This window comes from Vicinamibacterales bacterium (genome assembly GCA_036504215.1).
GTDB lineage: Bacteria > Acidobacteriota > Vicinamibacteria > Vicinamibacterales > Fen-181 > FEN-299.
The window spans coordinates 1-14,007 of the sequence record DASXVO010000054.1 but is presented as its reverse complement, the minus strand read 5'-3'; the positions used below and the strand labels follow the sequence as shown (position 1 = coordinate 14,007).

Here is a 14,007-nt window from a genome sequence, read left to right as displayed (position 1 = left end):
CAGACGGCCGATCTCGTCGAGGAGGGCCTCTCGCCGGTGCGGCGGGGCAAGCCAGCCTTGCCGCCTCCCCGCCTTGCCGCCTTCTTCTACCTGACCGGGTTCCCCTCGATGTCCAGCACCACGATCGGCGCGATCCTGGTGGCGGCGAGCGGCGCCGCGATCGTCGCGCGATCGCCGACGATCACGATCGACAGGTGATCGAGGTCGATGTACTGCTTCGCGACCCGCACCACGTCGGCCTTCGTCACCGCGCCAATCGCCTTCCCGTACTGCTGGTAGTAGGTGTCGGGCAGGCCCTCGATCCAGATCGTCCTGATCGCCCCGCCGATGCTGCCGACCGACGCGAACATCCCGGGGAGGCTCTGCACGAGCGAACTCTTGGACGTCGCCAACTCCTCGTCGGTCACTGGCCGGCTGCCGCCGATGCCCCGAAGCTCCTTCATGAACTCGGTCAGCGCCACGTCGCTCTTGGCCGAGATGATGTCGCCGCCCGCGCGGAACGGGCCTGGGCCCTTTCCGTACATGAAGAACGAGCTGACACCGTAGCTGAGGCCCTTCTCCTCGCGGATGTTCGCGTTGAGCCGCGACTGGAACATGCCGCCGAGCATCGTGTTCATCACCTCGAGCGCGTAGTAGTCTGGCGTGCTCCGGGGCGGACCCGGGTTGCCGATTGCGAAGGTGGACTGCGCGGCCCCCGGCTTGTCCACGAGGTAGATCGTCGCCGGGTGCTTCTCCGGCAGCGGCGGATAGGTGGGCACGGGCTTGCTGCCGCCGGCCGGCCACGCGGCAAAGGCCTTCTCCACCGTGGCCTTCGCCGAGGCGGGCGTGACGTCACCGACGACGATCACCGCTGCGCGGCCCGGCTGGAAGTAGGCCTTGTGGAACCTGACGATGTCGTCGCGCGTGATGGCCGTGTACGACTGCTCGGTCGTGAGCTGGCCGTATGGGTGCGCGGAGCCGTAGAGCACCTTCGGGAACACGCGCCTCGCGATGGCGCCTGGCTGCGCCCTGGCCGCGTTCAGCGTGACGAGACGCTGGGCGCGGATCCGGTCCAGGGCCGGCGCCGGGAACGTCGAGTTCACGAGCATGTCGGCCATGATGTCGAGCGTGCCGGCGAGGTTCCCGGACGTGGACACGAAGCCCATCGAGCCCGAGTCATTGCCGATGCCGACGGTGACCGACGTGCCGAGAAGCTGCAGCGCATTCGACAGTGCCTCGCCGTCGCGCGTCTTGGTGCCCTCGCTCAGCATCGACGCCGCGATGCCCGCCAGGCCGCGCCGGTCGGCCGGCTCGAACCGATCGGATCCGCCGGCCAGGGTCAGCGTGAACGAGACGAGCGGCAGGTCGTGCTTCTCCGAGACGATCAACTCCGCGCCGTTGGCCAGCGTCGTCTTCGTCCAGGTGGGGACCCGCAGTTCCGGTGTCTTGCCGGGCGGCGGGACTTTCGTGCGATCGAGCGCCTGCTGCGCCGCGAGCGGCAGCGACAGGAGGGCCACGGCCAGGACGATGCCGGACAGCCGTCGGGTCTGGGGCTTCATCGCTTCACCTCCGGTCGGGGCGTATCTTCGGCACCGGTCACCTTCCTGCTTTCGGCGGGCTTCGACGCCTCCCCGGCCTTCCCCGCCGGCACGACGCTCAGCACGATGCGCCCTTTCGTCAAGTACTGGTTGGCGACGCGCTTCACGTCGGCAGCGGTCACCGCCATCGATTTCTGGAAGTCGATCTTGTAGTGGTTCGGGTCGTCGTGGAAGCCGGCGCCGTCGCAGAGCCCCATCGCCTTGCCGAGGTTGAACTCGAGGCCCTCGATGAACTCGAGTTCGAGGCCGGCCGTGGCCCGCTGGATCTCCTCCGCCGTCGGGCCGTCCGCCTTCAGCTTCTCGATGACGGCGTCGGCCGCCGCCTCGAGATCCGTGAGCGTGTGCCCCGGGCGCGGCGTGATCGTCAGGGCGAATTCGCCGACGTCCTCGCGCGATCGCTGGCCCGCCGACACCGACGCGGCCGCCTCCTGGTCGTACACGAGCGCCTTGGTGATACGGGCCGTGCGCGGGCCGGACAGGATGCTGCCGAGCACCTCGAGCGCGTAGTGATCGTCGTGCCGTTCACCGACCGTCGGCCACTGGACGTAGAGGCGTGCCACCTGCACGCGGTCCTCGTACGCGAACCGGCGTTCGGCGGGGACCGTCACGGCGGGGACGTTCGGCCGCACGACCGGCTTGCCGCGTGGGATGTCGCTGAAGTACTTCGCCACCCACGCCTTGGTCTGGGCCGTGTCGACGTCGCCGACGATCGCGAGAAACGCGTTGTTCGGCGCGTAGTAGAGACGGAAGAAGTTCTTGACGTCCTCGGCCGACGCCGCGCCGAGGTCTTCCATGCTGCCGATCACGTCCCACGAATAGGGATTGTCCGCCGGGTACATGGCGCGGGAGACGATCTCGCGCACCTTGCCGTACGGCTGGTTGTCCACGCCCTGTCGCCGCTCGTTCTTCACGATGTCGCGCTGGGCGTCGAGCTTCGCGAGGTCGAGCGTGTCCAGGAGGTACCCCATCCGATCGGCCTCGATCCAGAGCGCCGACTCGAGGTAGTTCGACGGCACCGTCTCGAAGTATGTCGTCCGGTCGTTCGACGTCGTGCCGTTGTTCTCGCCGCCCACGCCCTCGGTGAGCTTGTCGTGCAGGCCGTAGGGCACGTGGCCGGATCCGGTGAACATGATGTGCTCGAACAGGTGCGCGAATCCGGTCCGTCCCGGCACCTCGTTCTTCGACCCGACGTGGTACCACACGTTCACCGTGACGGTGGGCGTGGTGTGATCCGGGGACAGGATCACCGTCAGGCCGTTCGGGAGCGTGTAGCGCTCGAAGGGGATCCGGATGGTGTCGGGTCCGGGCGGAGCGGCCGAGGGCGGCCGGTGGGCGGCGGCCAGCGAGGCCAGCGCGACGAGCGCGATCCAGGCGAGCGTGCGGCTGGGAATGTGCACGGCTTGGTCTTCTCCTTGTAGGGCGAGGTTGCAGCCTTGCCGATGGGCCATCTTACTCCACCCGGCGCGCGCGGGATGCCGGCGCGCATGCCAGTCAACTGCGAGGTGCTTGAAGATCTGGTTATCGGTCGCCTGTGCCACCGACTGCCTGGCACGGATTCAGTCGGGGAGACTTGTCGGTCGCGCGGAACGTGTCGAAACGGAGCGCGGCGAGCGGGTCAGCGACGAGCGGCGCGATTCGCCGGCTCCACGGTGACGGCGGGCTTCAGCCTTGCGAGGTCCACGGTTGACGGTGATCACCGAAGTGGATGTGAAGGAGTTGCGGGCGGCGGTGCTGCCGCTCTGGAGAGAGAGACGGCGGACCCGTTCGACACGGGCCCGCCGTCCGGCGCCGCGAGACTTCTCGTCGGTCTAGAAGCGGATTCCGAACGAGAAGCTGAAGGAGCGCGGCTCCTGGTAATCGCTCGGAGCAGACGGCTGGCCGAATTCCGGGCCATACCGGTAGTTCACGTTCTCGACCGGCGCGGTCGTGAACGGGTTGAAGACCGGCAGGCTTGCCTTCGTGTAGGTGCCCGGCGACGCGTTCGACGACACGGTGGTGTCCAGGCTCATCACGCCCTGCCTGTTGAAGATGTTATAGGCGAGGCCGCGGAAGAACACCTCGAGCGAGCCGTGGAGCTTCTTGGACCAGATGAGCGACAGGTCCGTGCTGGAGATGCCGTCGGTGCGGAGCGGGCCGCGACCCGAGATGTAGTAGGTGACGCTCGTCGGCGCGGTGAGGTAGCCGGGATTCGCGACGTAGGTCGAGGGATCCACCGAGAACGCGATGTCGTACGGCGTGCCCGAGTTCACGCGCTGAATGACGCCAACGGTGAACTGGCCGAGCGCCGGGCTCACGGGCAGCAGCATCGTCGCGTAGACACGCACCTTGTGGCGCTGGTCGTTCCCCATGTAGCCAGTCGGCCAGTTCCACGACTCCTGGCGGTACTCGGGGAAGTCGTTGATGCCGGCCATGACCGGCCCGCTGCCCACGTTCTCGCCGTCGTTGTTGCCCTTCGAGTACGCCAGCGTGTAGTTCCCACCCAGGCCGACCCTGCTCAACCGGTAGTTCGCGGCGACGGTCACCGCGTGATACCAGCGGCGCGCATCGGGAGTGTTCCTGATGCTCTCGGCGTCGTACGTCCGTCCGGTCGGGTCGGTGACCCGGCCCGTCGTCGTGTCGATGAAGCTGCCGTACATGTCCTTGTAGTTGCGGTAGACGTAGTCGATACGGACCGTGCCGCCCCTGCCGACCTCGTGCGCGACGCCGGCCGTGAGTTCGTTGGAGCTCGGCGCAGTCGTGCCGCCGCTGACCTTCGTGGTCACGCCGGGAACCGACGGCGCGTTCCGGTACTTCGTGTTGTTGATGCCGCCATTGCCATCGAACCAGGAAAACACCTGGGGCAGGACGGCCGCGATCTGCTGGCAGTTGGGCGGCGTGCAGGTGGTGTTGATCTTCGGCCCGGCGTACACCCACGAATAGGACGCCGTGCGGCCGCCGGCCGACCCCGAGTCCACGACCGCGCCGTTCACGCCCATGACGTAGCGGGCGTAGCCGGTGTTCACGATCCACTTGCCGTCGCCCTTGAGATCCCAGCTGAGGCCCAGGCGCGGACTCCACTGCGAGTCCTTCAGCACGGGTACGCCGCCCTGGTCCTTCGAGCTGTTGCGGTCGAAGCGGAACCCGATGTTGAACGACAGCCTGTTGTTCAGCCGCCACTGGTCGTTCGCAAACAGCGAATAGGTACGGATGTCGCTGCCGACGCTCGGCGCCACGAGCGGGGTGTACTGGACGTAGCTGCTGCCGTCGATCACCGGGTAGATGGTCTTGTCGGGCGTGGTCGCGATGTACGTCTTGGTGGCGTACACCCGGTACCCGCTGCCGGACTGGTAGTTGTCCACCTGGCGCGATTCCTTGAAGTTGTCGAAGCCCACCACAACCGAGTGCGACCCGGCCTTGTCGGTCGAGAGGAAGTACCCGAGCTTGACGAAGAAGTCCCAGTTATTGCGTTCCTCGTGCCAGCCCTTGCCGCAGACCGCGCAGAAGGTCGGCGAGTTGAAGCGCGCGCTGCCGCGCGACCGGTCGAACATCAGCGTGCCCTTCACGAGGTCGGTGAACTGCGAACCGGTGTTGTCGGTCGCCATCGTCTTTCTCGAGAACTGGCTCTCGAGGAACAGCTTCGAGGAGAGAACGCTCGTGTAGTTCAAGGCGGTCAGCGTGTCGGTCTGGCCGTTGCTGTACAGGCTGTCGAGGTCCATCGGGCTGTTGGACGTGTTGTTCGTCGTCCAGGTCTTCATGTTCGTGTAGGACGCCTTCACCGTGTTCTGGGAGGTCAGCGCGTACGTGCCCTTTCCCTCGTAGCGCTTGTCGCTCTTGGCATACGGGTAGGTCAGATTCGTGTAGGAGAGCGTCCTCTGCTGCTGGGAGTTCGTGTAGCGCCCGTCGGTGAAGAACCAGAGCTTGTCCTTCTTGACGGGGCCGCCGAAGGTGCCCTCGTAGGTCGGGACGATCTTGTCCAGCTTCTCGTCGCCGAGGGGCCGGCGCGACCGCCACGCGTCGTTGCTGAGCGAATCGCGGAACGACCCGCTGAACATGTTGCCGCCCGACTTGGTGACCATGTTGACGACGCCGCCGTTGAAGCGGCCGTACTCGGCTGAGATGTTCCCGCTCGAGACCTTCGTCTCCTGGATCGCGTCTTCGACGAAGAGCGTCCGTGCCTGGCCGCGCAGGTTCTCGTTCACGTTCACGCCGTTGATCAGATACAGCGTCTCGTAGGACAGCGCGCCGGCGATGACGATGGCGTTGCTCGGCCCGTTGTTGTTCACGCCGGGCGCGAGCAGAACGGCGTCGTTCAGGGTCCGGCCGGCCGGCAGCGACTCGATCTTCGTGGCGGTATACGTCTCCGCGATGGTCCCGGTCTTGAGGACCTCGGTGGACGACGTACCGGTGACGGTGACGGTCTCGGTGACCGCCGCGATCGCGAGCTTGATCTGCATCGGCTGCGTTTCCGCCATCGCCACGCCGATCGTGCGCTTCTGCGGCGCGAAGCCCTGGAGTTCGACGGTCACCGTGTACTCGCCCGGCGGCAGGAACGGGATGATGAAGTCACCGTTGCCCGAAGTCACCACGGTGCGCGCGCCCTGCAGGGCAGGGGAAGCGACGGTGACCGTGACGCCGGGCAGCGCCAGGCCGTCCGGGTCGGTCACGGCGCCTCTGATGGCGCCGGTGGGATTGCCCTGAGCCCAGGCGCCGGCGGCCACGGCCAGCGCCAGAAGTAGAACGATGAGTGTTTTGAAGTTCATAAGACCGGTCTCCAGCACGATAGCCGCATTACCAACAGCGGGGGCTCACCTCGCGAGGCTGACAGCGCGCGTTCGATCACCGCGAACCAACTCCCGCACGATGCCAAGGCCGATCTCCGCGCCCTGGACCAGGCAGCGGATGGGCATCGATTCCTGCATGGAGTGCGCATTGTGGGTCCCGATGCCCAGGTTGACGGTCGGGATCCCACGGACGTTGAGGACGTTGGCGTCGCTTCCCCCCGGATACCGGATCGGTTCCGGCTCGCAGCCCGCGGCCCTGATCCCCCGAACCGCCGCGAGCACAACCGGCTCGGTGGGTTTCAGCTCGAATTCCCCGTACTTGCAGGTCCACGCAATCTCAACCTGGCCGCCGCCCTCGAGCGCAGCCTGCTCAAATGCCTCTCGCACGAGGGCCATCTGGGCGTCCAGGGCGGCCGGGTCCGCACTCCGGGTCTCGCCCAGGATCTCCACCTCGTCCGGTACGACGTTGATGGCCGTTCCGCCGCGGATGGTGCCGACATTCAGCATCCCGGTCTCGCCGTGCCGGCCGAGAGGCAGGCGGGCGATCGCGCGGGAAGCAATCTGGATGGCGTGGATGCCCTTTTCGGGCGACACCGCCGCGTGGGCGGCCCGGCCTCGCACCAGGATCCGGAACGCCATCGCGGACGGCGCGCCGACGACGAACCGGCCGCACGCGGCCGAACTGTCGAAGACGAAGCCCATGGAGGCCTCGAACGCGCCCGAGTCCACCGTCTTGGCGCCGTGCATGCCGCATTCCTCGGCGACGGTGAAGAGCACCTCGATGGGGCCGTGATCCAACCTCTCGTCGACGAGCACCTGGAGGATCTCCAGGATGATCGCGGCGCCCGCGCGGTCGTCGGCCCCCAGGATCGTCGTTCCGTCCGACGACACCCGCTCGGCGTCCAGGACGACGTTCAACCCCTGCGTGGGGAGAACGGTGTCCATGTGGGCGCACAAGAGGATCGTCGGCAGGTCCACGCGTCCGGGCAGCCGCCCGACGAGGTTGCCGCAGTTCCCGCCGAACGTCTCGCCGGCGCGATCCAGGCTGCAGGTCAGACCGATGGACTCGAGGCGGGCCTGGATGTGGGCCGCGACGGCGCGCTCCCGGCCGGAGACGCCGTCGATGCGCGCCAGGCTGAGGAAGGCGTCCAGGAGTCGCGTCTGGTGGACCATGGAATTTTCTGACTCAGACCGTCTTTTGCTGGAACATATATTCCGGCGGGCACCAGTCTACACCAATGCCTCAACGTGCAGGGCGCAAAATTTCGGTCCGGGAATTCGGTTCGCCCGCCGCCGCGGCTGAGCCGGGAGCGCGGCGGCGGGCTGCGGATTGATCCGTTGTGGCCGGAAACAACCTGGCCGAAGCGAGTTCGGCGGTTCGAGGCGAAGCGTCGCTAGTTCTTCCTGTCGAGAGGGTACAGGCCTTTCGGAATGTTCTTGTACGGCACGATGCTCAGATCGGCCGGCCCGAGTCCGGGCGCATCCACCTCGAAGACCGCGCCAGCCAGGCCGTCCTCGACGAACCCTCGCCGGAAGTGGACGCGCGACTTGAGGACGATGATGTCCAGCTTCGACAGGTCGATGTGCAGCGCCGGGAAGATCCCCGGATCGGTGACCTGGTCCAGCACGGGCGTCAGGATCACGCGGTTGTTCGATCCGAAGCGGATCACGGCCACGGTGCCGAGGTCCTCGTACTTGTCGAGGTACTCGACCACGCCTTCGAGTGGAACCGGCTTGCCGGCGAACTCGTCGGCGTACCCGCCGACGTTCACCTTCACCGACTCGCCCACCTTCGCCCTGGCCTGGATGTCCTTGATCGCCCTCTCGTCGGCGATCGTGGTGAGGCAGAAGTTCTTGCCGCCCTGCTTGATGAGTTCGGCGAGGATGTGCGTCGAATTGCCCGTGCGGTCCCCCTGATCTGCGACCACCACGGGGCGCTTGCCGGCGCGAACCGCCTCCATCGCCAGCCGCACGCCCTCCTCGGTCTTCGGAATCTTCTTGCCGGCGAACTGCACGCGCTGCTTCCAGATGAAGTCCGACATGTCCTGTGCGATGCGGTCCGCCAGCGCCTGGTTGTTGTTGGCGATCACCATGACCGTGGCGCCGACATCCGGCACGTCCGCGTACGCGAAGCCGAAGGCGACAGACACGTACACGTCGCGCGTTCGCTCCTCCCAGATGCGCGCCCGCTCCATGATCTCCATCGCCGGCGACGTCCCCGTCCCCTGGAACACGCTGGGCGTGATGACGCCCGGCTTGCGCGTGGCCATCGTCGGCTTGTAGGTCCCTCGGACCATCCGAAGCAGCAGCCGCAGCGCGCGATCGCCCTGCAGGGCCGCGTCGTAGTGCGGGTAGCGCTTGATGATCAGCACGCCGTTGGCGACATCGGACAGCTCGTGGTCTTCGTTGGCGTGGAGATCGAGTGTCACCACGATCGGAATCGCACCGACGACCTTGCGCACGCGGCGCACCAGCTCCGCCTCGGGCTTCGGCACGCCGGTCACCGCCATGGCGCCGTGCAGCGAGAGGTAGACCGCGTCGAAGGGGCCCGACTGCTTCAAGTCGCTGGCGATGCCGTTCGAGTACTTGTCGAACGCCTCGGTCGTGAGCCAGCTGCCGGACGAGCCGCCCTTCGAATCACGAGGAGAGTAGATGCCGACCAGGTCGACGTTGTCGTGGTCGCGGGCGGCGTCGACGAAGCCGCGGATGTAGGGCCCCGACTTCAGCACCTCCGGCCCCCGCTGCGGTGGTCCGTAGTACTCCCACTCGGCGATGCCGGTGGGCTCCGGGCAGAACGTGCAGGTCTCGTGCGAGAAGGTGGCGACGCCGATGCGGATGCGTTTGGCCGCCGCGGCCTGGGCGGCCGTCGCCTGCTGGCAGGCGACCAGCGACAGCGCGGACACGAGGATGGCGGACACGGTACGGTCGAGCAGGTTCACATCGTTCTCCATGCCGGGCCGCATCGTCACGCACGCACGGCCGGCCGACGGCTGACATCTGAAATCTGGAAGGGGGGCGACGCAGACGGTACCGCACTCCGGCCACAGGACGCAACCATCCGGGTCACCTGGTGCCTCGTTGGATTCGCCAGGCGGGGTGTGGGATGATGAGTGCCCGTCCCGCCTCCCGCGACACGCGTCGCGCACCCTCACCCAAGGAGTCACAGCATGTTTCGCACGACACGCACACCGCGAAGAATCGGACGCTGGTTGACGCTCAGCGTCCTGCTGCTCACCGCAGCGTGGACGACGGCCGGCCGAGCGCAGGACCAGCCCACGTACCCGGGCGCCACCTGGGAACGCCTAGCGTCTCCGCAGGCGCTCGGGTGGTCTCCCGAGAAGCTGAAGCTGGCGAAGGAGTACGCGGCCACCATCAATACCGAGGCCGTCATGGTCGTCGTCCAGGGCAAGGTCCTGGACGAATGGGGCAGGACCGACGCGAAGTACAACATTCACTCGATTCGCAAGAGCTTCCTGAGCGCGATGTACGGGATCCACGTCCGCCAGAACCGGATCGACCTCGCCAAGACCCTGGAGCAGCTCGGGATCGACGACAACGAGCCGTCGTTGAACGCGGCCGAGAAGACCGCCACCGTGCACGACCTGTTGAAGGCCCGCTCGGGCGTGTACCATCCCGCGCTGTACGAGACGCCGGCCATGAAGGCCGCGCGCCCGGCGCGCAACAGCCACGCTCCTGGCACGTTCTGGTACTACAACAACTGGGACTTCAACGCGCTCGGCATGATCTTCGAGCGGGCGGTGAAGAACAGCATCTACCGGGAATTCCAGACGCGGATCGCCGGCCCGATCGGCATGCAGGACTACATTCTCGACGACGGGCAGTACTTCACCGGGGCGGACTCGGTGTACGCCGCCTACCCGTTCCGCATGACCGCGCGCGACATGGCGCGCTTCGGCCTGCTGTTCCTGCGGCAGGGCTCGTGGCGGGGCACCGAGGTCGTGCCGAAGGACTGGGTGGCAGAGAGCACCGCGTCGTATTCGGACGCGGGCCAGTCGGGCGGCTACGGCTACCTGTGGTGGGTCGCGGTCGAGGGCCGGCACTTCCCTGGCGTCGTGATGCCGAAAGGGTCGTATTCGGCCCGCGGGGCGGGCGGCCACTTCATTCTCGTCGTGCCGGAATACGACATGGTGATCGTGCACCGTGTGAACACCGACATCCGCGGCCGGCAGGTCAGCGGGGAGCAGTTCGGCAAGCTGGTGCAGTTGATCTTCGACGCGAGGACCGCGAGGTAGGTCGGCAGGACGGGGAAGCGGGGCCATTCAGGGGCCGGCCGGACGAGCCGACCCCTGAACGGCATCGAACACTGACTAGAAGCGAACTCCCACCGAGAAGGTGAACAAGCGCGCCCTCTGGTAGTCATCCTTCGACTGGGGCCGCCCGAAGATCGAGCTGTAGTCCCAGTTCGTGCCCTGCACCGGCGCGGACGTGAACGGGTTGAACACGGCGTACGCCTTGTTGTTGTAGTTCGTGTTCACCGTCGTATCACCGCCGGTGACGGCGGCATTGTTGAACAGGTTGGTGATGACGCCGCGGAAGAACACCTCGGTGTGGATGCCCGGAATCTTCTTCCCCCACATCACGGACAGGTCCGTCGTCCAGACCGGATCGAACCGGTAGTCACCGCGGCCGATGAAGTAGTACGTCACGCCGCTGGTCGGGTTGAGGTAGCCCGGATTGTTCACGTACGATCGGCTGTCCACCGTGCCGGCGATGTCCTGCGCCACGGGCGAGTCGTAGCGCTGCACCATCCCGATGTCGAGCGAACCGACGCTCTGCGGGACGGGTACGCGGTACGTCACCATGCCGCGGAACTTGTGGCGCTGGTCGCCGGGGTTGTAGCCCAGCGGGTAGTTCCAGCCTTCCTGCTTGTACTCCGGGTACCAGTTCAGGTCGGCGCGAATCGGCCCGCTGCCGGTATTCTCGCCGTTCACGTTGCCCCACATCTTCGACAGCGTGTAGTTGGCGCTGACGATCACCGACTTGAACCGATAGTTGAAATTGGTCACCACCGACTGGTAGGTGCGCTTGGCCAGCGGCGTGTTGCCCGTCAGCGTGAGGTTGAACTGGCGCCCCGTCGGATCGGCCACGAGGCCGGTCGACATGTCGAGGTAGTCGCCATACATGTCGCCCGACTTCCGGTAGACGTAGTCGACGCGCCACACACCCTTGTCCCCGAGCTGGTTCGCGATGCCGAACGAGAACTCGTTCGAGCTGGGCGACACCACACCGTCCTTGACCCTCGTGCTGACACCCGGGATGCTCGGCGCCGTCCGGGTCTTCATGTTGACGCCGCCGTTGTCGTTGAACCACTTCCACAGGATCGGCAGCGCCTGGTCGGCGGTGAGATAGGGACCCGCGGCGGCCGTGTTGATGTTCGGGCCCTTGTAGTACCAGCTGTAGCTCGCCGTCCGTCCGCCGGCCGATCCGGCGTCCACCAGCGCGGTGCTGATGCCCATGACGTACCGCGAGAAGGCCGCGTTGGCGATCCACTTGGCGTCGCCCTTGATGTCCCAGCTGAATCCGACGCGCGGACTCCACTGCGAGTCCTTCACGACCTCGGCGCCGCTCTGGTCCTTCGACCGATTCATGTCGTAGCGGGCGCCGATGTTGAACGAGAGCTTGTTGCTCAGGCGCCACGCATCGTTGATGTATCCGGAGTACGTCCTGATGTCGTTGCCGACCGTCTCCTTCACCAGCGGCATCCAGTTGATGTAGGTGGTGTTGTCGTTCTTGAGCACCGGGAAGATGCTGGTCCCGTTGATGATCGCGGAGGTGCCGTTGACGGCGAAGCTGCTCCCCGACTGCCAGTTGTTGTTCTTGCGCCACTCCTTGTAGTTGTCGAAGCCGAACACCAGGTTGTGCGACCCGGTCTTCTTCGTCGACACGAAGTAGCTCATCTTGACGAACCAGTCCCAGTTGTCGCGGTGCTCAAGCCACCCGGTGCCGGTGCTGTCGTAGCACACCGCGCAGAAGGTCGGCGCGTTGTAGCGGTAGCTGTTGCGCGAGCGGTCGGTGATGTAGGTGCCCTTGATCGGGTCCGAGAACCGCGACCCGGTGTCCATCGTCGCCGAGATCTTCCGCGAGTACTGACCCTCGAGGAAGATGTTGCTGGTGAGCACGTTCGTGTAGTTGACCGTGGTGAGAGTCTGCTCGGTCGAGTTGTCGTACAAGCTGGCCAGGTCCATGACCGAGCCGAACCAGTTGTTCTTGCTCGCGGTCGTCCGCTTCGTGTAGGACGCCTTGATGTTGTTCTTCTGGTTCAGGGCGTAGGTGACCTTCGCCTCGTACCGGGTGTCCTTGGTGTCGTAGGTGAAGTTGACCCCGGTGTAGTCGAGGGTCTTGTTGCGCTTGGGATCCGTGAGCCGGTACGCGCCGAAGAACCAGACCTTGTCCTTGCGGATCGGGCCGCCGGCCGTCAGCTCGTAGGTCGGTGTGACGGTGTCGACCTTCTGGTCGTTGGGATCGGGCGTCAGCGAGCGCCAGGCATCGTTGTCGAACGTCGTGCGGAACGACCCGCTGAAGTTGTTGCCGCCCGACTTGGTGATCATGTTGACCACGCCGCCCTGGAACCGTCCGTACTCCGCCGAGATGCTGCCGGTCGAGACCTTCGTCTCCTGGATCGCGTCCTCGATGAAGAGGTTCAGCGCCTGGCCGCGCAGGTTCTCGTTGACGACCACGCCGTTGACCAGGAACAGGTTCTCGAACGAGAGCGCGCCCGACATCATGATGTTGCCGCTCGGGCCGTTGGGCGCGACGCCGGGCGCCAGCAGGGTGGCGTCGTTGAGCGTCCGGCCGATCGGCAGGCGCTCCAGCGTGTCCTTCTTGTAGGTCTCGGCGACCGTGGACGTCGTCAGCACCTCGGTGTTCGTCGTGCCGGTGACGTTCACCGTTTCAGTGAGGGAGGCCAGAGACATCTTGATCATCAGTGGCTGCGTCTCCGCCATCGCCACGCCGATCGTCTGTTTCTGCGCCTGGAAGCCCTGCAGCTCGACCGTGACCGTGTACTCGCCGGCCGGCAGGAACGGAATGATGAAGTCGCCGTTGGCGGACGTCACCGCCGTGCGTGCGCCCTGGAGTGCCGGCGACGTCACCGTGACCGTGACACCCGGCAGGGCCAACTTGTCCGGATCGACCACCTGACCTCTGATGGTCCCTGTGGGGTTTCCCTGGGCCGCGGCGCCTGCAGCGACAGCCAGCGCCAGACAAAATGCGATCAGTGTCTTCATGTTCATAGGGTCTGTCTCCAACACGATAACCACATGACGATACGATTGGCGGGGGCCTGCTTCGCGAGGCTGACAGCTTGCTTATGACCGCCGCGGACCCTCTCCTGCACGACCCTGGGCCGATCTCCGCACCCCGAGATCGGGGGAGCGGATGGGGATCCAAGTTCCTGCGCGGGGGACTCGAGAGCTCCCGGCTCGACACGCCGTCGAGGCGCGCCACGCGGAGGGAGGCATCTCGCAGCGGTATTGGCCAGACCAGGGAATTTTGTGACTTAGGACATTTCTCGTTGGAATTAAAATTCCAACGCGCATAACCTAGTCCGATCGAGGTGCCGTTGTCAACGACCACTCAATGGAGGACCGGGTGCCCCAGCGCGAAGATACTGCTCTCCGCCAACTCCACGCCGCCATCCACGCGCAACG

The 14,007-nt window shown here is 66.0% G+C and carries 7 protein-coding genes; 1 reads left to right on the top strand and 6 read right to left on the bottom strand.

The window, feature by feature from the left end:
* Window positions 1-86: 86 nt before the first annotated feature.
* From VGK32_14980 to VGK32_14960, 5 genes are all read right to left on the bottom strand, one after another.
* Complete coding sequence (locus tag VGK32_14980) at window positions 87-1,538, bottom strand: pitrilysin family protein (protein ID HEY3383073.1); 1,452 nt, start codon at window positions 1,536-1,538, stop codon at window positions 87-89.
* Entirely contained in the window at window positions 1,535-2,974 is a 1,440-nt protein-coding gene (locus VGK32_14975) for a pitrilysin family protein (protein HEY3383072.1), read from the bottom strand. Before VGK32_14975 ends, VGK32_14980 begins: the two co-directional genes overlap by 4 nt.
* Before the next feature lie 411 nt (window positions 2,975-3,385).
* Window positions 3,386-6,316, bottom strand: a complete 2,931-nt coding sequence (locus tag VGK32_14970; protein ID HEY3383071.1) for a TonB-dependent receptor — start codon at window positions 6,314-6,316, stop codon at window positions 3,386-3,388.
* A gap of 45 nt (window positions 6,317-6,361) precedes the next feature.
* A complete protein-coding gene (locus VGK32_14965) occupies window positions 6,362-7,510 on the bottom strand; it encodes a M20/M25/M40 family metallo-hydrolase (protein ID HEY3383070.1) in 1,149 nt (382 codons plus the stop codon).
* A gap of 221 nt (window positions 7,511-7,731) precedes the next feature.
* A complete protein-coding gene (locus tag VGK32_14960; GenBank protein HEY3383069.1) occupies window positions 7,732-9,288 on the bottom strand; it encodes a M81 family metallopeptidase in 1,557 nt (518 codons plus the stop codon).
* Window positions 9,289-9,504: 216 nt separating this feature from the next.
* On the opposite strand from VGK32_14960, the gene VGK32_14955 reads away from it, so the two are divergent.
* Window positions 9,505-10,590, top strand: a complete 1,086-nt coding sequence (locus VGK32_14955) for a serine hydrolase (protein HEY3383068.1) — start codon at window positions 9,505-9,507, stop codon at window positions 10,588-10,590.
* A 75-nt stretch (window positions 10,591-10,665) separates the two neighbouring features.
* On the opposite strand, the gene VGK32_14950 is transcribed toward VGK32_14955, so the two are convergent.
* Window positions 10,666-13,590, bottom strand: a complete 2,925-nt coding sequence (locus VGK32_14950) for a TonB-dependent receptor (GenBank protein HEY3383067.1) — start codon at window positions 13,588-13,590, stop codon at window positions 10,666-10,668.
* Window positions 13,591-14,007: the final 417 nt, after the last annotated feature.